Annotated in this window: 22 protein-coding genes, 1 pseudogene and 1 riboswitch; of the genes and pseudogenes, 14 read left to right on the plus strand and 9 right to left on the minus strand. The window is 58.8% G+C overall.

Annotated features, from left to right (window positions below):
- Nucleotides 1–319 precede the first annotated feature (319 nt).
- The 5 genes from BLU28_RS19640 (at nucleotide 320) to BLU28_RS19660 (ending at nucleotide 8072) form a co-directional block, all read left to right on the plus strand.
- Nucleotides 320–1270, plus strand: coding sequence for a phosphoribosylaminoimidazolesuccinocarboxamide synthase (locus BLU28_RS19640; RefSeq protein ID WP_077987041.1), 951 nt, complete (start codon nucleotides 320–322; stop codon nucleotides 1268–1270).
- A 2-nt stretch (nucleotides 1271–1272) separates the two neighbouring features.
- Complete coding sequence (locus tag BLU28_RS19645; RefSeq protein ID WP_004443597.1) at nucleotides 1273–1932, plus strand: TetR/AcrR family transcriptional regulator; 660 nt, start codon at nucleotides 1273–1275, stop codon at nucleotides 1930–1932.
- Between the two features lie 198 nt (nucleotides 1933–2130).
- Nucleotides 2131–3333 (plus strand): efflux RND transporter periplasmic adaptor subunit, encoded by a 1203-nt coding sequence (locus BLU28_RS19650; protein ID WP_006699119.1) that lies wholly within the window; start codon nucleotides 2131–2133, stop codon nucleotides 3331–3333.
- 54 nt (nucleotides 3334–3387) lie between these two features.
- Nucleotides 3388–6477 (plus strand): efflux RND transporter permease subunit, encoded by a 3090-nt coding sequence (locus BLU28_RS19655; RefSeq protein WP_004443603.1) that lies wholly within the window; start codon nucleotides 3388–3390, stop codon nucleotides 6475–6477.
- Nucleotides 6478–6626: 149 nt separating this feature from the next.
- Nucleotides 6627–8072 (plus strand): efflux transporter outer membrane subunit, encoded by a 1446-nt coding sequence (locus tag BLU28_RS19660; protein ID WP_077987040.1) that lies wholly within the window; start codon nucleotides 6627–6629, stop codon nucleotides 8070–8072.
- A gap of 117 nt (nucleotides 8073–8189) precedes the next feature.
- Here the strand turns inward: BLU28_RS19660 and efp are convergent, their stop codons facing one another.
- The gene (efp, locus tag BLU28_RS19665) at nucleotides 8190–8759 is read right to left on the minus strand and encodes an elongation factor P (protein ID WP_004443607.1); all 570 of its coding nucleotides are present in this window, start codon (nucleotides 8757–8759) and stop codon (nucleotides 8190–8192) included.
- A gap of 250 nt (nucleotides 8760–9009) precedes the next feature.
- Here efp and epmA point away from each other — a divergent pair, with 250 nt between their 5' ends.
- From epmA to BLU28_RS19680, 3 genes are all read left to right on the plus strand, one after another.
- The gene (epmA, locus tag BLU28_RS19670; protein ID WP_077987039.1) at nucleotides 9010–10074 is read left to right on the plus strand and encodes an EF-P lysine aminoacylase EpmA; all 1065 of its coding nucleotides are present in this window, start codon (nucleotides 9010–9012) and stop codon (nucleotides 10072–10074) included.
- On the plus strand, nucleotides 10071–11135 hold the full coding sequence (locus BLU28_RS19675) for a lysine-2,3-aminomutase-like protein (RefSeq protein WP_077987038.1): 1065 nt from the start codon (nucleotides 10071–10073) through the stop codon (nucleotides 11133–11135). Before epmA ends, BLU28_RS19675 begins: the two co-directional genes overlap by 4 nt.
- A 378-nt stretch (nucleotides 11136–11513) precedes the next feature.
- On the plus strand, nucleotides 11514–11705 hold the full coding sequence (locus BLU28_RS19680; RefSeq protein ID WP_003492264.1) for a hypothetical protein: 192 nt from the start codon (nucleotides 11514–11516) through the stop codon (nucleotides 11703–11705).
- A 275-nt stretch (nucleotides 11706–11980) separates the two neighbouring features.
- Here the strand turns inward: BLU28_RS19680 and BLU28_RS19685 are convergent, their stop codons facing one another.
- Together BLU28_RS19685 and BLU28_RS19690 are read right to left on the minus strand one after the other, a co-directional pair.
- Nucleotides 11981–12217: an Lrp/AsnC ligand binding domain-containing protein gene (locus BLU28_RS19685; protein ID WP_065116059.1), complete on the minus strand. Its 237-nt coding sequence runs from the start codon at nucleotides 12215–12217 to the stop codon at nucleotides 11981–11983.
- 102 nt (nucleotides 12218–12319) lie between these two features.
- The gene (locus tag BLU28_RS19690; protein WP_077987037.1) at nucleotides 12320–13246 is read right to left on the minus strand and encodes a LysR family transcriptional regulator; all 927 of its coding nucleotides are present in this window, start codon (nucleotides 13244–13246) and stop codon (nucleotides 12320–12322) included.
- A gap of 129 nt (nucleotides 13247–13375) precedes the next feature.
- On the opposite strand from BLU28_RS19690, the gene BLU28_RS19695 reads away from it, so the two are divergent.
- The 4 genes from BLU28_RS19695 (at nucleotide 13376) to modC (ending at nucleotide 17586) form a co-directional block, all read left to right on the plus strand.
- A complete protein-coding gene (locus tag BLU28_RS19695; protein WP_077987036.1) occupies nucleotides 13376–14659 on the plus strand; it encodes an NAD(P)/FAD-dependent oxidoreductase in 1284 nt (427 codons plus the stop codon).
- A gap of 307 nt (nucleotides 14660–14966) precedes the next feature.
- On the plus strand, nucleotides 14967–15758 hold the full coding sequence (modA, locus tag BLU28_RS19700) for a molybdate ABC transporter substrate-binding protein (protein WP_077987035.1): 792 nt from the start codon (nucleotides 14967–14969) through the stop codon (nucleotides 15756–15758).
- 47 nt (nucleotides 15759–15805) lie between these two features.
- Complete coding sequence (gene modB / locus BLU28_RS19705) at nucleotides 15806–16513, plus strand: molybdate ABC transporter permease subunit (RefSeq protein ID WP_077987034.1); 708 nt, start codon at nucleotides 15806–15808, stop codon at nucleotides 16511–16513.
- Nucleotides 16510–17586, plus strand: coding sequence for a molybdenum ABC transporter ATP-binding protein (gene modC, locus BLU28_RS19710; protein ID WP_077987033.1), 1077 nt, complete (start codon nucleotides 16510–16512; stop codon nucleotides 17584–17586). Before modB ends, modC begins: the two co-directional genes overlap by 4 nt.
- Here modC and BLU28_RS26510 read toward each other — a convergent pair.
- From BLU28_RS26510 to thiC, 6 genes and pseudogenes are all read right to left on the minus strand, one after another.
- Nucleotides 17570–17950, minus strand: a complete 381-nt coding sequence (locus BLU28_RS26510) for a winged helix-turn-helix domain-containing protein (RefSeq protein WP_037090286.1) — start codon at nucleotides 17948–17950, stop codon at nucleotides 17570–17572. The genes modC and BLU28_RS26510 overlap by 17 nt on opposite strands.
- 3 nt (nucleotides 17951–17953) lie before the next feature.
- The gene (locus BLU28_RS19720) at nucleotides 17954–18958 is read right to left on the minus strand and encodes a P1 family peptidase (RefSeq protein WP_077987032.1); all 1005 of its coding nucleotides are present in this window, start codon (nucleotides 18956–18958) and stop codon (nucleotides 17954–17956) included.
- Between the two features lie 88 nt (nucleotides 18959–19046).
- Nucleotides 19047–19820: a thiazole synthase gene (locus BLU28_RS19725; RefSeq protein WP_077987031.1), complete on the minus strand. Its 774-nt coding sequence runs from the start codon at nucleotides 19818–19820 to the stop codon at nucleotides 19047–19049.
- 3 nt (nucleotides 19821–19823) lie between these two features.
- Nucleotides 19824–20021 carry a sulfur carrier protein ThiS gene (gene thiS, locus BLU28_RS19730; protein ID WP_004443639.1) on the minus strand — a complete coding sequence of 66 codons (198 nt, stop codon included), beginning with the start codon at nucleotides 20019–20021 and terminating at the stop codon, nucleotides 19824–19826.
- Nucleotides 19990–20992 (minus strand): annotated as a pseudogene (gene thiO / locus BLU28_RS19735) (glycine oxidase ThiO). Before thiO ends, thiS begins: the two are co-directional and overlap by 32 nt.
- A 1-nt stretch (nucleotide 20993) precedes the next feature.
- Complete coding sequence (thiC, locus tag BLU28_RS19740) at nucleotides 20994–22817, minus strand: phosphomethylpyrimidine synthase ThiC (RefSeq protein ID WP_006699107.1); 1824 nt, start codon at nucleotides 22815–22817, stop codon at nucleotides 20994–20996.
- A gap of 94 nt (nucleotides 22818–22911) precedes the next feature.
- Nucleotides 22912–23023, minus strand: a riboswitch (TPP riboswitch).
- Nucleotides 23024–23205: 182 nt separating this feature from the next.
- Between thiC and BLU28_RS19745 the strand changes: the two genes are divergently transcribed.
- Nucleotides 23206–23457: an acyl carrier protein gene (locus tag BLU28_RS19745; protein ID WP_003504852.1), complete on the plus strand. Its 252-nt coding sequence runs from the start codon at nucleotides 23206–23208 to the stop codon at nucleotides 23455–23457.
- Nucleotides 23457–24638, plus strand: a complete 1182-nt coding sequence (locus tag BLU28_RS19750; protein ID WP_006699106.1) for an acyl-CoA dehydrogenase family protein — start codon at nucleotides 23457–23459, stop codon at nucleotides 24636–24638. Before BLU28_RS19745 ends, BLU28_RS19750 begins: the two co-directional genes overlap by 1 nt.

Consider the following 24638-nt stretch of genomic DNA (forward strand, 5'->3'; position numbering starts at 1 on the left):
CCAAACAAGCAACCAGCTCATTCCTTGATTTATTTAGAACGAAAGACTTCGTCGCCAGCAGCGCCGCCGCCCTCGTTCAGTGAGCGGACTTATAAATCCATCACCTCAAACAAGTCAACACACCTACCGTCAAAAAACTGACATTTTTGGTAAGTTGTTGTTTTAGAATGATAGTTTCCAGAACCGGCTAAAATACCGGCCTTTGTCGGCCGATAACATGGCGTCTGGTCCTGTTTCGGGAAACATGTAATAGGATCGAGCAGGAATTTAGACCGATCAGGGCGTTTGGCGTCCTGTAAAGACAAGAATTGGAGAGCCCGTGCGCATTCTCGATGAAGCCGTCATTCCCGAGCTGCCGAATTACTACCGTGGCAAGGTGCGGGAAAATTACGACCTGCCCGACGGCAATCGCATCATCATATCCACCGATCGTCTCAGCGCCTTTGATCGTATCCTCACCTGCATACCTTATAAGGGGCAGGTTCTGACACAGACGGCCCGCTACTGGTTCGAGCTGACGAAGGACATCTGCCCCAATCATGTGGTCGAATATCCCGACCCCAATGTCGTCATCGGCAAGCGGCTCGAAATACTGCCGGTCGAAGTGGTCGTTCGCGGTTATCTGGCCGGCACGACAGGTACCTCGATCCTCACCCTTTATAAGAAGGGCGAACGGCAGATGTACGGTATGAGCCTGCCGGATGGGATGAAGGACAACCAGGTCCTGCCCGAACCGGTGATCACACCCACCAGCAAAGCCTTTGATGGCGGCCATGATGAACCTTTGACGCCTTCAGAGATCGTAGAAAAGAAACTCCTGACGCAGGAGCAATGGAACGTGCTTTCCCATTATGCGCTGGCACTGTTCAAGCGCGGGCAGGAGATTGCCGCCAGACAGGGCCTCATTCTCGTTGACACGAAATACGAATTCGGAACGGATGAAAACGGGACGATCATTCTGGCCGACGAGATACACACACCGGACAGCAGCCGCTACTGGATGGCTGACAGCTATGAGGAAAGCTTTCGCAACGGCACACGGCCGGCAAGCTTCGACAAGGACTTTGTCAGAGCCTGGGTTGCCGAACGCTGCGACCCTTACAAGGACGACGTACCAGAAATTCCGCAGGACCTCGTCTTGCAAACCTCTAAAGTCTATATTGATGCTTACGAACGCATCACCGGACAGAGCTTCGTTCCCGACGATAGCGGCGAGACGCCGCTTGCAAGAGTACGCCGGAATCTGGAGCGGTTCTTCCCCGGAGTCTGACCGTGAACAAAATGATCGAACAGGCGAGAAAGGCTGACAGGAAGGGTGACCGTCCTGTCAGACGCCGGCCCCGCCGTTCCGCCGAGGAAACCCGGCGGGACATTCTCGCCAAGGCGGAAGAACTTTTCCGGGAGCGCGGTTTCAATGCCGTTGCGATTGCCGATATCGCCGCGGCACTCGGTATGTCTCCCGCCAATGTCTTCAAGAATTTCAGCTCGAAGAACGCCCTTGTCGACGCCCTTGGCTTCGAACAGATCGGTGCTTTCGAACGCCAGATCTGTCCGCTCGACAAAAGCCATGCGCCGCTTTCCAGATTGCGTCATCTGGCGCGCAACCTGATGGAGCAACACCATCAGGATCTCAATAAGAACCCCTATGTCTTCGAAATGATCCTGATGACCGCCAAGCAGGACATGAAGTGCGGAGACTATTACAAGTCCGTCATCGTGAAGCTGCTCGGCGAGATCATTCAGGATGGGATCGAAGCCGGAATCTATGCCGCCACGGATGTTTCTCCTCTGGCGGAAACCGTGCTCCATGCGCTGACCAGCGTCATTCATCCCGTCCTTATCGCGCGGGAAGATATCGGCAATTTGGCAACACGTTGCGATCAACTCGTCGATTTAGTCGATGCGGGATTGCGCAATCCGCTTGCTAAGTGACGATTCCCAATTTACGTCACCTTCTCGCAGTTGCTTGCGAAGCGCAAAAGCCTGCGCTTCTATGCGCATGCGGTCCGGATAGAATAAGCGAATCGGGTCCCTTCCAAGGCCTTCGCCTGTCGTATCTGTCTCCGGATGCGCATCCGCCGAGCGACATTGCGCTTATAGTTGAATGCGATCGATACGCAGGGAAGAACAATGAGCCGACGTATTTTACCCCTACTTGCTTCTCTGTGTGTGACCGCGATTCTGGCGGGCTGCAGCGATGGCGGCGAAAGCAGCCAGAACGCCGCCCAGGGCGCAGCGCGTCCGCCGTCTCCGGTCAGCGTCATTTTGATGAAGACCAGCGAATATCCGTTGACCACTGTTCTGCCCGGCCGCGCCAGCGCGTTCCAGACGGCTGAAATCCGGCCGCGGGTCACCGGCATCATCCGTGAAATTCCCTTCAAGGAAGGCAGCGAGGTGAAGCAGGGCGACGTTCTCTACCAGATCGAAGACAATACCTATCTGGCGGAAGTGGCGCAGGCCAAGGCAAACGTGGCGAAGGCGGAAGCGAGTGTCCCGAGCGCCGAAGCCAACCTTGCCCGGTACGAACGGCTGGTTAACAGCGGTGCCACCCAGATCGAATATGAAAACGCCAAGGTGACGCTGCTGCAGGCGCAGGCCGATGTGGCCCAGACCAAGGCGGCGCTGGAAACGGCGGAGATCAATCTCGATCTCACGAAGGTCCGTGCACCCTTCGACGGCATTACCAGCGCAACGGCCTTCAGCATCGGCAACGTGGTGACCGCGAACCAAACGACCGCTTTGACGACGCTTCGTCGCATCGATCCGATTTACATCGACCTGATGGAATCCAGCACCAATCTCCTGCGTCTGAAAAAGGCGATATCGTCCGGTCAACTTGGTGGCGACACGAAAGAGACCGGCATTCATCTGACACTGGAAGATGGCACCGAATATAAGCATGACGGCAAGATCGACATGTCTGACATGGCGGTGAGCGAAACGACAGGCACCTTCTCCATCCGTGCCCTCTTCGATAATCCGGACGATCTCCTGCTTCCCGGCACCTATGTTCGCGCCACGCTGACCATCGGCAAGGAAAAGGGCTTCCGTATCCCGCAGCGCGCGGCGAGCCGCAACGCCAATGGCGAGCTGACGGCAAAATTCGTGACGGCGGAAAACAAGGTGGAAACCCGCACCTTCCCTTCCAGCCAGCAGTCGGGCAACGCCTGGCTGGTGACGGAAAACGTCAAGGATGGCGACAAGCTCATTGTCGACGGCTTCCAGTGGATCGCGGACGGCGCAACCGTGGCGCCGGTGGAAGTGACCATTGACGATCGGGGTATCGTCGTTGTGCCGCAGCAGGCTCAGCCTGCCGCCGCGCCTTCGAAATAAGCATGAGCGCGAGACCTCCGGTCGAAGCTCGTAAAAGGTAAGGCAAGGACTGCCATGGCCCATTTCTTCATCAGGCGCCCCGTTTTTGCATGGGTTATCGCCATCGTCATCATGCTGGGCGGCGCCCTTGCGATCTGGACTCTCTCCATTTCGCAATATCCCGACATTGCACCGACAACGGTCCGCGTCAGCGCGACCTACAATGGCGCCAGCGCCGAGACCGTGGAAAAATCGGTGACAACCATCATCGAGGACGGCATGACCGGCCTCGATGACCTCACCTATATGACCTCGTCGTCCTCGACCGGCAGTTCCGAAGTGACGCTGACATTCGGTAACAGCATCCTGCCTGACATCGCGCAGGTTCAGGTGCAGAACAAGCTGCAGCTTGTCCAGTCGCAATTGCCCGATACCGTGCAGCAGCGGGGTATCCAGGTCAGCCGCTCGACATCGAGCATCCTCATGGTTGGTGCACTGATCTCCACCGACGGCAAGCGCAATTCGGCCGATCTCGGCGACGTCTTCTCCTCGCGTGTCGAAGACCAGATCAAGCGCCTGGAAGGCGTGGGCAGCATCAATGTCTTCGGCTCCGAATATGCGATGCGTATCTGGCTGGATCCCTTCAAGCTCAACAAATACCAGCTGACCACCGCAGACGTTACCGGTGCCATCGAAAGCCAGAACACCCAGGTTTCGGTCGGTTCGCTCGGTGCCGTTCCCGCCGTCAAGGGTCAGCAGCTCAACGTGACGGTGACGGCGCAGAGCCAGCTCACCACTGTCGCCGACTTCGAATCGGTCATCCTGAAAGTCGAAAAGGATGGCGCAACCGTCCGCCTGAGCGATGTTGCCCGTATTGAAATCGGCCAGGAAACCTATGGCGGCGATTCCCGCTCCAATGGCCGCCCTTCGGCCGGTTTCGCCGTCAACCTTGCCACGGGGGCCAACGCGCTCGACACGGCGGCGCGTGTAAAAGCTGCCCTGACCAACGTCGAAGGTTCGCTGCCTGAAGGCGTCGCGATCGAATATCCCTATGACACGACGCCGTTCGTGAAACTGTCGATCGAAAAGGTGGTGCATACGCTGATCGAGGCGATCATCCTCGTCTTCGTCGTGCTTCTGGTGTTCCTGCAGAACCTCAGAGCCACCTTTATTCCGATGATCGCCGTGCCGGTCGTGCTTCTCGGCACCTTCGGCGTTCTTGCGCTCACCGGGTATTCCATCAATACGCTCACCATGTTCGCCATGGTTCTGGCCATCGGTCTGCTCGTTGATGACGCCATCGTCGTTGTCGAAAACGTCGAACGAATCATGTCGGAGGAGGGTTTGTCGCCCGTCGAAGCCACCGAGAAGTCGATGGGTGAGATCACCGGAGCCATCATCGGTATCGCGCTTGTGCTCACCGCCGTGTTCATTCCGATGGCCTTCTTCGGCGGATCGACGGGCATCATCTACCGCCAGTTCTCGATCACCATCGTTTCGGCCATGCTGCTTTCGGCCGTAGTCGCCATCGTGCTGACGCCGGCGCTCTGCGCCACCATGCTGAAGCCGATCGACCATCACAAGAAGCAGCGCGGGCCGGGCGCGTGGTTCAACCGCGGCTTCGGCAAGACAACGGACGGCTACGTGTCCTCCATCGGTTATCTGCTGAAGCGGCCCCTGCGCGTCATGATCATCTTCGCAATCGTCATCGGCGGCTGCGTCTGGTTCTTCAGCAAGCTGCCCAGCTCGTTCCTGCCGCAGGAAGACCAGGGCGTGCTCCTGACCATCATCCAGACGCCGACCGGTTCGAATATCGAGCGAACCAATGAGGTGGTGAAGCAGGTTGAAAACTACTTCCGCGAAAAGGAAGCCGCCAATGTCGAATCGGTTTTCGGCGTTCTCGGCTTCAGCTTCAGTGGTTCGGGCCAGAACAACGCCATCGTCTTCACCAAACTCAAGGATTTCGCCGAGCGAACGGCTCCCGACCAGCACGCGGGCGCCATCGTCCAGCGCGCCATGGGCACCTTCTTCGGTTTCCGCGATGCCCAGGTCTTCCCGCTTCTGCCGCCGGCCATTCAGGGCATGGGTACATCGAGCGGCTTCTCGATGTATCTCGTGGATAGCGGCCGCAACGGCACCGATGCCCTGACCGCTTCGTCCAAGGAACTGATTGCGCTTGCCACCGGCAATCCGAAGATCAGCTCGCTTCGAAGCGACAGCCAGGACAACGAAACCCAGATGAAGATCATCCTCGATCAGGAGAAGATGGGGGCAATGGGTGTCGATCTTTCCTCTGTCAATCTGATGCTGTCGACGATCTTCGCCGGCCGTGACGTCAATGACTTCACCCTCAACGGTGAACTCAAGCCCGTCTATGTCCAGGGCGACGCGCCTTACCGCATGCAGCCGGACGATCTCAAGTTTTGGTATGCCCGCAACACCAGCGGCGAGATGGTGCCATTCTCCTCCTTCAGCGAGGTGAAATGGATCAACGCTCCTCCGTCTCTGGCGCGCTTTAACGGCACGGGCGCCATCTCGCTCGAAGGCACTGCCGGCGCCGGCGTAGCCTCCGGTGATGCCATGGACGAGATGGAACGGCTGACGGCGAGCCTGCCGGGCGGTTACACGGTCGCGTGGCAGGGCATCTCCTATCAGGAACGCCTTTCCGGCTCACAGGCGCCGATGCTCTATGCGCTCTCGGTGCTGATCGTGTTCCTTTGCCTTGCCGCCCTTTATGAAAGCTGGTCCATCCCCTTCTCCGTCATCATGGCCGTGCCGGTGGGTGTCCTCGGCGCCTTGGCCGCGGCGCATTTCTTCGGCCAGTCGAACGACGTCTACTTCAAGGTGGGCCTGCTGACGACCATCGGCCTCGCGGCGAAGAACGCGATCCTGATCGTCGAATTCGCCAAGGAGAGACAGGAGCATGGGCTGAGTCTCATGGAAGCGACACTGGAGGCCGCGAAGCTGCGCCTGCGGCCGATCATCATGACATCGCTGGCCTTCATCCTCGGTGTTGTGCCTCTCGCAATCGCAACCGGTGCGGGTTCAGCCGCCCAAAATGCAATCGGGATTGGAGTGTTGGGTGGTATGCTTTCTGCAACACTGCTCGGAATTTTCTTCGTTCCGTCCTTTTTCGTCATCATTCGTCGCCTTTCAAGGCGTTAACAAAACAAAAATGGGCTGTGCCAACCGTTAATACGCTGCTAGAAATGTTGCCGATTTGGCAATTGCACGTTTCTACGGCAGATCGACCGCGCAGCCCATTTTTCACCAAGCCGCGCTCGGTAAGCCAACCAGAGAATTGGGAAAATTATATGCTGTCTATTCGCGCTACTCTTCCCCTGACAATGCTGCTGCTCTCAGGCTGCGTTGTCGGACCCGACCACAAGACACCGGAAATCCAATTGCCGGGAAAGTTTGCGGAAGCCGGAAAAACCAGTAACGGCGACATCAGCACCGTTGCGTGGTGGACAGCCTTCAATGACAGCCGCCTGAACGGTTACGTTGCTACCGGCCTGAAGCAGAACCTGACGGTGATGCAGGCCATCGAGCGTATCAACCAGGCTGAAGCCAACGTGATTTCAGCCGGCGCAGGCGGCCTGCCCAGCCTGACCGCCAATGGCAGCCACACGACCAGCGAAACGAAGGGCAGCTACCGCGACGTTCCTGTTACCAACGTCTCTTCCGGCAGCCTCAGCGTTTCCTGGCTGCTCGATCTCTTCGGTCGCTACCGTCGCGCCACGGAAAGCGCCAATGCATCGCTCGATGCGGCTTATTCAAGCGTCGACGTTCAGCGCCTGACGCTGATTTCCTCGGTTGCCTCGGCTTACATCGATGTACGCTATTATCAGGAGCGTCTGGCGATCGCCCGCCATAACCTGGCTTCCCGCCGTGAAACACTCGATCTGACCAAGCTTCAGCTTGAAGCCGGTGCGGCTTCGCGGCTCGACGTTGTGCAGTCCGAAGGTCTGGTCAACTCCACCCTGTCCGACATACCGGGCCTCGAAACCAACTTCCGCAAGGCGGCGCACCGCATCGCCACGCTGCTCGGCCTGCCAGCTTCGTCGCTGATCGCCGAGTTGCAGAAGGGCGCGCGTCAGCCCGTGGCCCGCAGTGTGCCACGCACTGGCATTCCGGCAGACCTCATTCGCAACCGTCCGGATATCCGGGTTGCCGAGCGTGAACTTGCGGCAGCCGTGGCAAAGATCGGCGTTGCCGAATCGCAGCTTTATCCGAGCATTGAACTCGGCGGCGCCATCACCCCGAGCTACAACTTTGTCAGCGGCGGCAACAGAGGTACGGCAAACAGCTGGTCCTTCGGCCCGAGCCTTGTTCTTCCGATCCTCGATGGCGGCAGCATTCGCGCCAATATCGACCTCGCCAACTCGCAGGCGCGCGAAGAATATCTCGCATGGAAGCAGACGGTCCTCAACGCCGTCGAAGAGGTTGAAAACGCCCTTGCCGCAGTCAATCGCGACCAGCGCACCGCCGACGCATTGCGCAAGACGGTCGCTTCCTACCAGGAAGCGTTGCAGCTCTCGACCGCCAGCTACCGCGACGGTGCCTCTTCGCTGCTCGACGTTCTCGATGCGCAGCGTCAGGTTTCCGCCGCACAGGCAAGCCTTGCCACGGCGATCCAGCAGACCGCGCAGGACTACGTGTCGCTGAACGTGGCGCTGGGCGGCGGTTATGCCTTTGGCCAGGCGACCGCGCCGAAGAAGCCGGCAGGCCCGACCGTTACGGCGGCCAAGGGCATGTAATCAACAGCCCGAAAAGACAAAAAAGCCCGCGTCTCGACGCGGGCTTTTTGTTATTCGCGGCATGGAATAGAAAAAGCACCGGAAACCGGTGCTTTTTTGTCTACTCGATCACCAGGATCAGTTCTTGGCGCGCTCGACGTAGGAATTGTCTTCCGTCGCGATGACCACGCGAATGCCGGCATCGATATGCGGCGGCACCATGGTGCGGATCCCGTTGGAAAGAATGGCGGGCTTGTAAGAAGAAGACGCCGTCTGGCCTTTTACGACCGGCTCGGTTTCCGTGATCTCAAGCGTGACGTGGCGCGGCAGTTCGACAGCCAGCGGATTGCCTTCGTGGATGGAAAGAACGCAGGTCATACCTTCCTGAAGATAGGCCTTCTGGTCACCCATCGTCTCCGCGTCCACCACGACTTGATCGTAATTCTCAGGGTTCATGAAGTGGAAGCCTTCGCCATCTTCATAGAGAAACTGGAAGTTCAGATCTTCAACAAAAGCACGCTCGACCTGCTCGGTGGTGCGCCAGCGCTCGGACACCTTCACGCCATCGACGATGCGGCGCATGTCCACCTGCGTGACCGGCGTGCCCTTGCCGGGATGAAAGTTCTGCGCGGTGAGAACGACGTAAAGCTTGCCGTCCACGTCGAGAACATTGCCCTTGCGGACGGATGAGGCGATAACCTTGACCATATGACTTCCTTGTAACTCGATGAAATGCGTCGTAAAGGACTGCGCGGCAGCACCAGCCCCGGCAGACGTTTTGTCTTTTTTCTGGGGCGCAACTACCTTAAATCCGCACGGATTGCCAGCCTTCTACAGCAATTCGCGGAAGAGTACCTAGCGGTTTTCGCCCCGGAACCGCTTTAAATAACGCAACCAGGTGTTTTGCAGCCTGTTTATCCGCAATCCGGGGCGGGGCAGAAGACGGAAACGAAGAACGATGCGCGCAAGCAACGAAACAATGTCGCCATGGTGGACGCCCGACGTCCATGCCGACCGTCGCGCCTTCCTGCTTGGCCGCAACGCCGTCCAGTCGGCCTTTCGCGGCTATTTCGCCCGCGCCGATTTTCTGGAGGTCGATACCGCCACCCTGCAGATCTCGCCAGGCAACGAGGCACATCTCCACGCATTTGCCACTGAAGGCGTGACGCCGGGCGGCGACGCCGTGCCGCTTTATCTTCACACGTCTCCGGAATTCGCCTGCAAGAAGCTGCTTGCCGCGGGTGAGAAACGCATCTCCTGTTTCGCCCATGTCTACAGGAACCGGGAGCGGGGCCCGCTGCACCACCCCGAATTCACCATGCTGGAATGGTATCGCGCAGGCGAAACCTATGAGAGCCTGATGAAGGACAGCGCCAGTCTTCTCGCTCTCGCGGCCGAAACCACGGGTACGAAACATTTTTCCTATCGCGGGCGCAGCGTTGATCCCTTTCTCGAGCCCGAACGCCTGAGTGTCGCTGAGGCCTTCGAACGCTATGCCGGAATCGACCTTCTGGCCACAATCAGCGGAGACGGCGAGACCGACAGCCGGCACCTTGCCGCAAGCCTCGCCAGTGCCGGCATCCGGGTGGCCGAGGATGATACCTGGGCGGATATGTTCAGCCGTGTCATCGTCGAACGGGTCGAGCCGGAACTTGGCTTCGGACGCGCAACAATTCTCGATGAATATCCGGCAAGCGAAGCAGCCCTCGCCCGCAGATCCCCGAGGGATGCGCGCGTGGCGGAACGTTTCGAGCTTTATGCCTGCGGCGTGGAACTTGCCAATGCCTTCGGTGAATTGACCGACGCTGCCGAGCAGAGGCGGCGTTTTGAAACGGAGATGGCGGAAAAGCAGCGTGTCTATGGCGAGACTTATCCGCTGGACGAGGATTTTCTGGCTGCGCTCGCCATCATGCCGCCGGCAAGCGGCATAGCCCTGGGTTTCGACCGGCTGGTGATGCTGGCCACAGGCGCACCCCGCATCGATCTCGTCATGTGGGCCCCGGTTGCGGAATACGGACGATGACAGGCTCTGATACCATCAAGACACCGGAGGCACTGCTGGAAGCAGGGCTGATCGAAGCCGGCGCACTCGACAACCTGCGGCCGGTCACGCAGCGTTACGCACTGGCTATCACGCCAGCGGTTGCCGAACTGATCGACATCGGCGATCCGAACGATCCCATCGCCCGGCAGTTCGTGCCGGATGCGGCCGAGCTTATCCATCTTGCCGAAGAGCGGGAGGATCCGATAGGCGATGACGCCCATAGCCCCGTGCATGGCATCGTTCACCGCTATCCGGACCGGGTTCTTTTAAAGGCGGTGCATATATGCCCCGTTTATTGCCGTTTCTGTTTTCGCCGTGAAATGGTCGGGCCGCAGGGTAATGGCATGATGAGCCCGCAGCAGCTGGACGCCGCATTCGACTATATAAAGGCGGACCCGGCGATCTGGGAGGTCATCCTCACCGGCGGCGATCCACTGGTGCTCTCCCCGCGGCGACTTTTCGATCTGATGCAACGACTGAAAGACATATCGCATGTGAAGATCGTCCGCTTCCACACCCGCGTGCCCGTAGTCGATCCCGATCGCATCGATGAAGCGATGATCGACGCGCTGAAATCCAGCGGCAAGACGACTTATGCTGCCCTGCATGCGAATCACGCGCGGGAACTCGGCGACGCCGCAAGACTAGCCTCGGCACGCCTCATTGATGCGGGGATCGCCATGGTCAGCCAGACCGTGCTTTTAAAAGGTGTCAACGACGATCCGGCGATTCTTGCCGAACTGATGCGGGCATTCGTCGAGACCCGCATCAAGCCCTATTATCTTCACCACCCCGATCTGGCGCCCGGCACCAGCCACTTCCGCCTGTCGATAGAAGAAGGGCAGCGAATCGTGTCTGCCCTGCGTGGACGCATCTCCGGTCTCTGCCAACCGACCTATGTTCTCGACATACCCGGCGGCCACGGCAAGGCGCCCATTGGCGGAAATGCGGCTCAAAAGACCCGGGACGGCCGTTTTTCAATATCTGACTTCAACGGAAACGATCATATTTATCCGCCGCAGCCATCCGGACACGATTAAAAAAGCTAAAAAAGCCCGTTGCGCCGGGCCTTTTGACGCCGACCCCGAGCGGAAACAAAAATTTCACAATTCCGCCCCTCTCCTGTCATCATAAAGAAAAATATTCTACCTATAACAATCAGCATTGATTTTAGTGCTGGTCTGGATTATCAGTGTGGAACTGGAGAACGAGTCTCCTGATTCCGGATCAACACCAATACAGGGAGTGTGTCATGTCAAAATACAATCGCATCAACGCAATCCTTGGTCTTGAATCCTGGAATGCTGGATTTAAATCCACGTGTTCCCGCTGCTGTCGAATGTGACTTAACAGTCTCAATTTCCTGAAAATCAGTTCGACAACATGCTGTGAGAAGTAGCCACAGCGGGAGTTTATCTATGCAGAAGCAAGTTATTGAATTCGCCGGCGAGCCCGTCGGCATCGTCATCCCGGACAACGACCGGCTGAAGTTTATTGCGGTGAAGTTCCACGTTCACGATCTAGACGAGCAGAAGTTCGACAGTGCGGACGATGTGCGGATCGCGATTCGCGACCTCGTGCGTAATCGGAACCTGGCCGCGGTAGCCTGATGCGCGAAAGCCATCGCCCGCTTACAAAACCGTCAAAACCAAAGCGCGCCCCATATCGGACCCGACATTGTGGGCCGGCGGCGCGCTTTTCCTTTGGCTGACAGTCCTGCCTGCAAGACACCGCCTCCCACTTTAATAGGTCTGCCTATGCAGGTTTTTGCGACATTCGCAAACGCGCCTAAGCCCCCACATTTCCTTGTTCCGACAAGGCGCTGAGCTGACAGGCTCCCGGGACGGGCAGAATGAGAGGCCGTCGCAGACTCTCAAGTTTGATGTCAGAAGGCCGTAAAGGTCAGCGTTGTCAGCGAACGAACGATGCCCGGAATATTGACGATGTTCTGATTGATGAATTTGCCGATATCCTCTTCCGGCGGAAGATAGATTTTCAGCAGAAGATCATATTCACCGCTGGTGGAATAAAGTTCGGAAACCAGTTCGGTTTTATAGATGGCGTCGGCGACATCATAGGTCTTGCCGGGCTCGCATTGAAGCTGAACAAAAATGGGCTTCACGGACATCTCCCGTATTGAAACTTTCAGGGCACGGCTCTGGCGCCACGCATCACGGCGCACTATTGGCTGAGCCGCATCGTTCTTGCAAGACCGCGCAAGGGTTTAAGCAGAAAACTCGCCGGCCTCGACGCTGGTTCCACCTCCTGCCTCGGAAACGATCCAGCGCCGAAAGCTTTCAAGCGGCGCGTAACCGGCGCGATCCGGCATGCAGGCGAGATAATACGCCTCCTCGCTTTCCGCCTCACCGGCAACGGCCGCGACAAGTCGGCCGCTTCGCAACTCCTCTTCGATCATGAAAGCAGGAATCAGCGACACACCGAGACCGGCGCTCGCCGCTTCGGCGATGGTGGTGAACTGATCGAAAAGCATGCCGTGTACGTTGTCGAATACCACGCCGTGACTGCGAAACCATTGCTCCCAGGCATCGGGTCGGGTTGTCATGTGGAGTAGCGGCACATGCAGCAGATCATCAGGCGTTGAAAATCGGTGTCGCGTTTTGAAAGCGGGGCTGCATACGGCAACGATCTTTTCGTGCATCAGGAAAACAAGTTCGGTACCCGGCCAGTGTGGCAAGCCGAAATGAATCGCCGCATCGACCGTATCGGTCTTGAAATCGAAAAGCGAAGACCGCGTCAGAAGATTGACGGAAATACCCGGGTGGCGTGCGATAAAAGCGGGCAGGCGCGGCACGAGCCAGCGTGTGCCGAAGCTTGGCAGCACCCCGAGATTGAGCGTGCCGCCATCCGGATTGGCGCGCAGATTGAGGGAAGCCGTCGATATGCGCCGCAGAGCTTCGCGTATTTCCCGGCCATAACCCTCCCCTGCCCTTGTCAACCGGATCGTCTGTCGCTCGCGAAGGAACAGCGCCACCCCGAGCTGTTCTTCGAGGGCCAGGATTTGCCGGCTGACGGCACCCTGGGTCAGGCCGAGCTCCCGCGCAGCCGCGGTAACGCTGCCGGTGCGCGAAGCGGCTTCGAATGCCGCGAGTAGCGAAAGCGACGGCAAAAAACGGCGGGGCGGCAGAACCATATTCCCTCACGGAATGAACTCTTGACGATATGTCGATATTCAACAGGCGGCGAGGCTTGTAAAGTCTTATAAACAAGGGCTTGTCACTCATACGAATACCAAATGAACTCGCCCGGACATGGTGGAACGATGTATAATGACCCCCGCTCGCACGGCCTCTGGGAAAAGACCGCGCCGCAGCCACCCGCAACAGCTGCGTTAAAAGGCTCCGTGGCTGCCGATGTCGTTATCGTCGGTGGCGGTTTCACCGGGCAATCTGCGGCGCTCCACCTTGCCGAACGGGACATAAATGTCGTCTTGCTCGAAGCCAGGGAAATCGGCTTCGGCGGCGCGGGGCGCAATGTCGGCCTTATCAATGGCGGCATGTGGGTCATGCCGAAAGAATTGCCTGGCGTGCTGGGCGAAACTTACGGCGAGCGGCTTCTCGGCCTTCTGGGCAATGCGCCACTTCTCGTGCGAGACCTGGTGGAAAAACACGCAATTCCCTGCGAGATCGAAAAAAACGGAACGCTGCATTGCGCAGTTGGTGAAAAAGGGCTCCGTGAAATCCGCGAACGCTGCGAACAATGGGCCGAAAGGGGCGCGCCTGTTCGTGTTCTCGATGCAGAGGAAACGGCCAGACGCACGGGCACGACAGCCTATTCCGGCGCACTTCTGGATACGCGCGCAGGCACAATTCAGCCGCTCGCCTATGTTCGCGGTCTCGCCGCCGCCGCGCAGAAGGCGGGCGCACGGCTGTATACGGATAGCCCCGTGGTAGCCACCGAACGCAACGGTGGACAATGGGTTGTGAAGACGCCAAACGGATCGGTAACCGCCAAATGGATCGTGGTGGCGACCGAAGCCTACAGCACGGGACCGTGGCAGGTCGTTCGCGATGAACAGATTTATCTGCCCTATTTCAACTTCGCGACCAGACCTCTCGGCGACAATCTGCAAAAAAGCATCCTCCCCGGCCGCGAGGGCTGCTGGGACACGAAGGAAATTCTCTCATCCTTCCGCATGGACAAGGCTGGCCGGCTGGTCTTCGGCAGTGTCGGGGCGCTGCGCGGCACGGGTGCCGCCATTCACCGCGCCTGGGCGAAACGGTCGCTGAAGCGGCTTTTTCCGCAGCTTGGGGATACCGAGTTCGAGTGTGAATGGTACGGCCAGATCGGTATGACCGACAATGCCGTGCCCCGCTTTCACAAATTCGCCGAAAATGTCGTCGGCTTTTCAGGCTATAATGGCCGCGGCATCGCACCGGGCACGGCCTTCGGCAAAGTCATTGCACAGCATGTTCTCGGTGAAATAACCGAGACGGAATTGCCTTTGCCTTTAACGGAACCAAAAGCGCGGCCCTTCAGGGCTCTGAAGGAAGCCTATTACGAAGCAGGTGCACAGATAGCCCATTTCGCCGGCGAGCGTTTTTGATCCGACTTACGGTCCGACAGAAAGATTGGGCCCGATATCTGATTACGACCTTTGCCGTTTCTTGTGTGCTTGCCATCCCCCACAGCTGTCACGGCGTTTCAGTCAGCCCAAATCTTCGGTCTGAAAAGACACTCCCGTGGCGCAGACGCTCATCCCATGCATTCCTGTGGCGAGCAGAGAACTGAGGTTGGAAGCCCCCCAACCCCGGGAATTTTGTCATCCTTCGATATATCCTTGAAAATATAATGAATGCGCGATAGGCCTATCGATATATTCATAGGAATATCTCGTACCGGGGCATCACACCATGAGACTTTTGCGTCGCAGCTTCTTCAAAACCATCGCCACAGTGACATTCTTCTGCCTCGCGGCCTCCTTTGCAGCCGTTCCGGCCCATGCCGCCGAAAAAGTCACGGTGTTTGCCGCAGCCAGCATGAAAAACGCACTGGACGACATCAACGCCGAGTGGGCGAAGGAAAGCGGTAATGAAGCGGCGGCTTCTTATGCCGCAAGTTCAGCGCTCGCCAAGCAGATCGAGCAGGGCGCACCAGCGGATATCTTCATTTCCGCCGACCTGGCCTGGATGGATTATGTCGCTGAAAAGAAGCTGATCAACGCTGACAGCCGCTCCAATCTTCTAGGCAACCGCATCGTTCTCGTCGCTCCCGCCGACAGGGCCAAGCCGGTCGAGATCAAGCAGGGCTTTGATCTTGCGGCTCTGGTAGGTGACGGCCGCCTGGCCATGGGCGCGGTGGATTCCGTACCCGCCGGCAAATACGGCAAGGCCGCGCTGGAAAAACTCGGCGTCTGGTCGTCGGTCGAACAAAAGGTCGCCGGCGCGGAAAGCGTGCGTGCCGCCCTGCTGCTCGTCTCGCGCGGAGAGGCGCCCTATGGCATCGTCTACCAGACCGATGCGGCTGCCGATCCCGGTGTGAAGATCGTCGGCACGTTCCCTGAATACAGCCATCCGCCGATCATCTATCCCGTGGCCATTCTTTCGGAGGCAAAATCGCCGGCGGCAAAAGCCTATCTGGATTTCCTGAAGTCCGAAAAGGCAACGCCCTTCTTCGAAAAACAGGGCTTTACGGTTTTGAAATAAACTGCTTTTCCTGGCCCAGGGGCCGCAAGAGATGACGGTTACGGGATATGACGTTGCATTGGTGGACACTCAGCCCCGAAGAATGGACGGCGATCAGGCTCAGCCTGTGGGTGTCCTCCGTTGCCATGCTCGCCAGCCTGCCGTTCGGCATTCTCATCGCCTTGGCGTTGGCGCGCGGCCGCTTCTGGGGCAAGTCTCTCCTCAACGGCATCGTCCACCTGCCGCTTATCCTGCCGCCCGTCGTAACCGGTTTTCTGCTGCTGGTTCTCTTCGGCCGCCGGGGCGCCATCGGACAATTTCTCGACAGCTGGTTCGGCATCGTCTTCTCCTTCCGGTGGACGGGGGCAGCTCTCGCATGCGCTGTCATGGCCTTTCCGCTGATGGTGCGCTCCATCCGCCTTTCCATCGAAGCGGTGGATCGCAAGCTGGAAGAGGCGGCGGGAACATTGGGGGCCAATCCGCTCTGGGTGTTCCTCACCGTTACCCTGCCCCTGACCCTGCCCGGCATCATCGCCGGCATGATTCTCGCTTTCGCCAAGGCCATGGGCGAATTTGGCGCGACCATCACTTTCGTCTCAAACATTCCGGGCGAAACGCAGACATTGTCCGCCGCCATCTACACCTTCACGCAGGTCCCGGGCGGCGATGCCGGTGCGCTGCGGCTTACAATCGTTTCGGTTGCGATTTCCATGCTCGCTCTGCTCGTCTCGGAATTGCTGGCCCGCGTAATCGGCAAACGGATGAGCATGGAATGACGCTTTCGGTTTCCATCCGCCACCGTCTTGGCGCCTTCGAACTTGACGCGTCATTCACGTCCGAAGGCGGAGTGACCGCGCTTTTCGGGCGCTCGGGCTCCGGCAAAACCTCAATGATACGCATCATCGCCGGCCTGCTGCGGCCGGATGATGGACAGGTTTCACTTGATGGCAAAGTGCTGACCGACAGCGGAAAACGACTGTTTCTACCGGCACATAAACGCCATTTCGGTTATGTCTTTCAGGAAGCGCGGCTCTTCCCGCATCTCAGCGTCGCCCAAAACCTGAACTACGGCAGGTGGTTCACTGCGAATAAAACCACGGGCACGGATGGGGACCATATCGTCGACATGCTCGGCATTGGCCATCTTCTGCACCGACGCCCGAACAAACTTTCCGGCGGCGAAAAGCAACGTGTGGCTATCGGCCGCGCCCTGCTTTCTTCACCCAGATTGCTGCTGATGGACGAGCCGCTCGCCTCGCTGGACGAACAGCGGAAAGCGGAGATCATTCCCTATCTCGAACGGCTGCGGGACGAGACCAAAATCCCTGTTGTCTATGTCAGCCACTCGATCCACGAGGTCGCCCGTCTGGCCGATCGCATCGTTGTTATGAAGGACGGAACGGTGGAAACGCAGGGAAAAGCCGCCGAAGTGCTGGCAAGACCCGATTTCAGCACCCATCTCGAAAGGCGCGAGGCGGGCAGCATTCTTTCCGGGCGCATTGAAAGCTTCGACGAGCGGCATGGGCTTGCCGCCGTAAAGCTAAAAACCATGCTGCTTCACGTTCCGGCAAAAAGCGGAATATGCGGCAGCCCGGTGCGCGTGCTCATACCCGCACGCGATGTAATGCTTGCAACCGTAAAACCTGAAGGCTTGAGCGCGCTCAACATTCTCAACGGCCGTGTCGCAAACGTTTCCGTGAGCGAAGACGCCATGGTCACGGTTCAGGTGGATTGCGGCGGTGACATCATCCAGTCGCGCATCACAGACCTCTCTCGCGAAAGGTTGCAGCTGGAACCCGGAAAACCGGTGCATGCAATCATAAAGTCAGCGGCTATCGATCCCTATTGAGAGCAGCGTCAGGATTGCGGTTGGCCTCCAGCCAGTCGATATCCTGATGTAGGGCTTCGTTCATCCGCGTTTGCATGTTGCGATAGCGCGCCAGCAATTCGGTGCCGAAGACGGTCAGCGCCGCCCCGCCGCCCTGTTTGCCCCCGCGCTGCGATTCGATAACCGGTTGTCGAAACATACGGTTCAGCGCATCCACCAACAGCCACGCGCGGCGATATGACATGTCCATCGCCCGCCCGGCGGCGGAAATCGAGCCGGTCTCGACAATCAGTTCCATCAATTCGATCTTGCCGTGGCCGAGGCGTTCTCCGGGCGGAAAATCAATGCGAAGGACAGGTTTCAGTGGCGGAAGAGTCTCACTCATCGGTTAAAGGCTCCGTCCATGAAGATCGCGATAGGCCGTTTGCGCTCCATCCACCGGCAAGGCCGTCGCCTCATAGACGCCACGCGCCACGGCCCGCGCCATGACAATGGTGGCAAGATGGCAAAGTTCGGCGAAATGAACGCCGCCCTCAAGCGGCTTCTCGCCCGTCGCGGCCGCGAACATGGTGTCACCGTCACTCGGCAAATGGGCGGGCAGAACGGCGCGGGCCAACCCGTCATGCGCCATGATGGAAAGGCGATGTGCCTGCGCTTTCGTAAGTGCGGCATCCGTCACCACCGTACCGATGGTCGTTGCCGTGAGATTGACCCCCTTGAGGCGCAAGGCGGTATTTTCAGGCTCAAACCGTTGCGGAAACCCGCTTCCGCCAAACTCATCCGCCACCTCAAACGGAGCAGACCAGAAATGCCGGCTCGCACCGAGGGTTGCCGAGCCAAGCGCATTGACGGCGACAATAGCCGCCACTTTATATCCGCCGGAACTGACAGCACTTGCCGACCCCAGCCCTCCCTTGAAGGTCGCGGTCGTTGCTCCCGTCCCGGCACCGACCGTCCCGAGTTCGAAGGGCGCCGCACGCGCCGCCTTGAAAGCCGCATATCCCATGTCGCGATAGGGCGAATGCAAACCCCAATTCTTGTCGCCGCCATTCAGAAGATCCATGAGGATCGCCTGCGGCACGATGGGTACGCGGGTGGAACCGACCTGAAGGCCGCGGCCGATCTCGCGCAGCCCGGCCTGAACGCCGCCTGCCGCATCCAGCCCAAAGGCCGAGCCGCCCGACAGCACGAAGGCATCCACGGTTTCAACCGTCATCGCCGGGTCGAGCAGGCCCGTGTCACGCCCGCCAGGCGCACCGCCCAGAACAGAACCTGAGGCAATGGCGGGCTTTTCAAAAACAATCGCCGTAACACCGGAACCGAGGGAAAGATCGGTAACATTGCCGACCGAAACGCCGTCTATGTCAGTCAGAAGATTGGTGAGTGCCGCCATGCCTTTTCCCTTTTCTCCCGGTATCCCGCCACCATCAGGCACTGTCAACGCAAAACGTGACACGCCTGATGTCGGCGACGAGCCGCGATCAGGAAAAAACCGCAGTCCCGATCACGGGCGTCGAGGGAACGGCCATGTCCCGCGGCTCCAGCGGTCCGGAAAGATATGCCTGATGGCCGGCTTCTATCGCCCGAGCGAATGCTTCGGCCATGCCGGCCGGGTCCCGCGCCCCCGCCACCGCCGTGTTGAGCAGAACGGCATCGTATCCAAGCTCCATTACGGTGACTGCATGCGACGGGCGGCCGATACCGGCATCAACAATCAAAGGTATGTCGGGGAAACGCGCCCGCATGGATTTCAGCGCCACCAGATTGAGCGGTCCCATGGCGCTACCAATCGGTGCGCACCACGGCATCAAAACCTTGCAGCCCGCCTCCAGCAGCTTCTCGGCGACGACCAGATCGTCGGTCGTATAGGGAAAGACCTCAAAACCATCGTCGCAGAGGATTTTCGCGGCTTCCACAAGCGCAAAGACATCGGGCTGCAGCGTATCGTGATGGCCGATGACCTCCAGCTTGATCCAGTTGGTGCGAAACACCTCGCGCGCCATCTTTGCCGTTAGCACAGCTTCCTTGGCGGTGTGGCAGCCAGCCGTATTCGGCAGGACGTTTCGATCCAGTTCGCGGATCAGTTCGAAAAACTGCCCGCCTTTCCTGCCGCCCGCCATTTCCCGGCGCAGCGAAATCGTCAGAATATCCGTGTTGCTGGCCCGGACCGCATTCTCGAGCACGGCGGGGGATGGGTACCGCGCCGTACCAAGGAGAAGACGGGACGAGATTTCACGGCCATAAAGCATCAGCATGCCTCAGCCTCCCTGCATCGGTGAGAGAATTTCGACGCGGTCAAAATCCTTCAGTTGATAATCGGCGCGCTCTTCCGAATGCACCAGTTCGCCATTCACCGCCGTCGCCAGCCAATCGCCTTCGTATTCGAGGCTGGCAAGCAGGCCGGCCAGCGTCTCGGCGGCGAGATCAAGCTCGTCGCCATTGACAAGAAGTTTCATGATCCTGTTCCTTCTGAGAGAGTTTGGCGAATGATGTCAGCCGCGTGCCGCGCCATGGCCGGAGAAAGCAGAAAGCCGTGCCGGTGCGCGCCGTTGATGAAAATGGTCCGGCAGTCCTGCATGACCCTGGGGAGATTGTCGGGATAAGCAGGACGCACACCCGTGCCGGATTCGATGATCCGAGCTTCCGCAAAAGCCGGATGCACGGCATAGGCGGCATTCAGGAACTCCATCATCGAACGGACGGAAATGGCCCCGGCATCCTCCGTCTCGATCATCGTGGCGCCCACCATGAAGCGTCCAGACTCGCGCGGGACGATGTAAAGCGGAATGCGCGGATGCAACAGCCGGACGGGACGGGAGAGGGATAGCTCCGAGGTAGCGAGGTAGAGCATCTCTCCACGCACGCCGCGTAGGTTGGAAATTTCTCCCACTGCCGCAGCTCCGGTGCAGTCCACCACCCGGTCGAACAATCGTTCATCGACAGGGATGCCCATGTGGAACCGCACGCCCGTGTTAGAAAGCCGCTCATGCAGCGATTTCAGCGCGAGACGCGGATCGAGATGCCCCTCGCCCGGGAAATAGAGCCCGGAGCGGAAGCGACCCGCAAGATCGGGCTCCAGAGCGGCGATCTCGCCCTCATCCACCCAGCGATAACCGCTGGTCCGCGATGCGAAACGCGTAAGCTCTGACCTGTCGCGTGCTGGCGCGACGACCAGCGTGCCATTGCGAACCACAAGGCCGGGAGTTGCCTCGTCCCACCAGTCAAGCGCCACCTTGCCAAGCGTCAGGACCGCTTCCTCCGCATTTTCGCGCTCGCACCAGGGCGCTAGCATGCCGCCGGCATAAAACGATGCTCCACGAGAAGGCTCGCCACTGCGCTCCGACACCTCGACAACAACGCCCCTCCGTGCCAGTTCGAAGGCCGCCGTCAAACCGGCGACCCCCGTTCCCTTGACAAGGACGTGCATTTTATTCGGCATTCGCAGGCGTCGGAAGCGGCATGTAAAGCTCACCGCCGTCCTTGAAGCGCGCGGCCATGGCCTCAAGCCCCTCCTTCTGCGCCTCGGCGCGGATATCGTGGGAAATCCGCATCGAGCAGAATTTCGGTCCGCACATGGAGCAGAAATGCGCAACCTTGTGCGCCTCCTTCGGCAGCGTCTCGTCATGGAAGGACCGAGCCGTATCGGGATCGAGCGACAGGTTGAACTGATCCTCCCAGCGGAACTCGAACCTTGCACGTGACAACGCGTCGTCCCGCACTTTCGCGGCCGGATGACCCTTGGCAAGATCGGCGGCGTGAGCGGCGATCTTGTAGGTAATGACACCCACCTTCACGTCATTACGATCCGGCAGACCGAGGTGTTCCTTCGGCGTAACGTAGCAGAGCATGGCGGTCCCGAACCAGCCGATCATTGCAGCACCAATGCCGGACGTGATGTGGTCGTAACCGGGCGCAATGTCCGTGGTCAGCGGCCCAAGCGTATAGAAGGGCGCTTCGCCGCAGGTCTTCAACTGCTTGTCCATATTCTCCTTGATCTTGTGCATCGGCACGTGGCCGGGGCCTTCGATCATCACCTGGCAATCCTTTGCCCAGGCGATCTGCGTCAACTCGCCCAGCGTTTCCAGCTCCGCAAACTGCGCCGCATCATTGGCGTCAGCGATCGAGCCGGGACGCAGGCCATCGCCCAGCGAGAAGGAGACATCGTAAGCACGGCAGATGTCGCAAATCTCGTCGAAATGCTCATAGAGGAAACTTTCCTTGTGGTGATGAAGACACCACTTGGCCATGATCGAGCCGCCGCGTGAGACGATGCCGGTGACGCGGTTGACGGTGAGCGGTATGTAATGCAGCCTGACGCCGGCATGGATGGTGAAATAATCCACACCCTGCTCCGCCTGCTCGATCAGCGTATCGCGGAACACTTCCCAATTGAGGTCTTCGGCAATGCCGTTCACCTTCTCCAGCGCCTGATAAAGCGGCACGGTTCCGATCGGAACCGGCGAATTACGGATGATCCATTCGCGGATATTGTGGATGTTGCGGCCGGTCGAAAGGTCCATGACCGTATCCGCACCCCAGCGGATGGCCCAGACCATCTTCTCAACCTCTTCCGCCATGGAGGAGGTGACGGCGGAATTGCCGATATTGGCATTGATCTTGACGAGAAAATTGCGGCCGATGATCATCGGCTCAAGTTCCGGATGGTTGATATTGGCTGGAATAATGGCGCGGCCCGACGCCACTTCCTGACGCACAAATTCCGCCGTGACGTAATCAGGAATATGCGCGCCGAAACTCTCACCGTCACGCGCGAGCTTCTCCTTCGCTGCCTCGCGCCCGAGATTTTCGCGAATGGCGATGAATTCCATTTCGGGCGTGATAATGCCCGCCCGCGCATAGGCAAGTTGCGTCACCGCCTTGCCCGCCGTCGCTTTCAGCGGCTGATGACGCACGCCAAATTCAGGCGTCAGGCGTTCGCCTGTGGCAAAACCGTTATCCTCCGGCTTGACGTGCCGACCCTCGTAAGCCTCGACATCACCGCGCGCGACGATCCAGTCATGACGCAGACGCGGCAGACCCTTTTCGATCAGGACCGGATGGTTGGGGTCGGTATAGGGACCTGAGGAATCATAAACCGTGACCGGCGGCTCGCCCGCCGTCGGGTGCACTGCGATCTCGCGCATCGGTACGCGGATATGCGGATGCAAAACGCCCGGCTTATGGATTTTCGTGGAGGCGGCATGCGGGCCGGTTGTAACGACGAGCGGTATAGTCTTGGCAGCGATATTCATCTTGAGGCTCCAAAGTTTAACAGTGGAGACCCAGTTCGAGCCGGAATGATGGAAAATACCTGTGTGCCGACACGAAACGCCATGCGCCGCCCGACATCAGGTCTTTGCACCGTCCCTACGCCAGTATGAACTGGATCAGGTTCAACGGGTCACTGCGCATGAAAGCAGAATCTCAGCCCCTTGACGGGACACCCCTGGTGAATGGCCACAGGAAAAGACACCGCCCGCATTTTGTCAAGGCCGCCTATCAAAGCTTGGCAAAGGTGCGGGAATGGCGCATGCTGCCGTTAGTTGTAATTAACCTAACGGTTTAGGTGAATATTATCGTTTGCGGCATAACGATAAGCACAAACCTTCCTAATGTTGATTTCATTGGAGATACGTCGGAATGAATGCGACTATTCGTGAAATACTGGCAAAATTCGGCCAGCTTCCAACCCCCGTCGATACGATTGCAGATGAAGCCGATCTTTACGCGGCGGGCCTTTCTTCCTTTGCATCGGTGCAATTGATGCTCGGCATCGAAGAAGCATTCGATATCGAATTCCCGGACAATCTGCTGAACCGCAAGTCTTTCGCCAGCATCAAGGCCATTGAAGACACTGTTAAACTCATTCTCGATGGTAAAGAGGCAGCCTGATGAACGTCACCGTCGCGCCGCAGGATGAAACGCTGTCCGCGCGCGCGGGCCGTGTCGCGGTAATTGCCGCCAAATATGCGGACGAGGTGGATGTCACCGGCCGCTTTCCGCAGGAAGCCGTTGATGCACTGAGGCAGGAACGTCTGCTCGGCATACAGGTCCCCTCACTGCTGGGCGGCGAAGGTGCCTCCCTTCAGGAAATCGCCGATATCTGCGCCCGGCTTGGGCAGGCCTGTTCGGCAACGGCGATGATTTTCGCCATGCACCACATCAAACTGTCGAGCCTTGTGGAACATGGAGAGGCGAGCGCATGGCACGCCGACTTCATGCGCCGCGTCGCCGGCGGCCAGCTTCTGCTAGGTTCCGCCACCACCGAAGGCGGCATCGGCGGCAATCTGCGTAACTCCATCTGCGCAATCGAAGTCGAAGGTGATAGCTGCCGGCTGGAGAAGGACGCCACGGTCATTTCTTACGGCAGCAACGCCGATGCGATCCTGATTACGTCGCGCGCCCACAAGGATGCCGCGCCCGCCGATCAGGTGATGACCGTCTTCCTGAAAAACCAGTATACGCTTGAGAAGACCCATGTCTGGGATACGCTCGGCATGCGTGGCACCTGTTCGGACGGCTTCCTGTTCCGCGGCGAAGCGCCGGCGGCGCAGATTTTCCCAAAACCTTTCGCAGAAATCGCTGCGCAATCCATGCTTGCAAGCTCGCATCTGCTGTGGAGCGCCGTCTGGTATGGTATCGCGTCGGATGCGGTGCTGCGCGCCCAATCTTTTGTCAGAGCTGCGGCCCGCAAGTCGCCCGGAACGGCTCCTCCCGGCGCGATCCGCCTTGCCGAGGTTTCCACCAAGCTGCAGGTGGTGAAATCCAACATCATAGCCGGCATCAAGGCCTACGAGGACACCAAGAGCGATCCGGAAAAATTGATGTCGATGGCCTTTGCCGTTGCCATGAACAATGTGAAAATCTGCTCTTCGGAAACCATTCTCGAGATCATCGACCACGCCATGCTGGTCTGCGGCATCATGGGCTACAAGAATGGCACGCCCTACAGCCTCGGCCGGCATCTGCGCGACGCGCATTCCGCCCGCCTGATGATTTCCAACGACCGCATTCTCGGCAATTCCGCCAATCTCCTGCTGGTTCACAGGCAGGATACGAGCCTTTTGGGATAA

It is taken from the genome of Agrobacterium pusense (assembly GCF_900102105.1).
GTDB lineage: Bacteria > Pseudomonadota > Alphaproteobacteria > Rhizobiales > Rhizobiaceae > Agrobacterium > Agrobacterium pusense.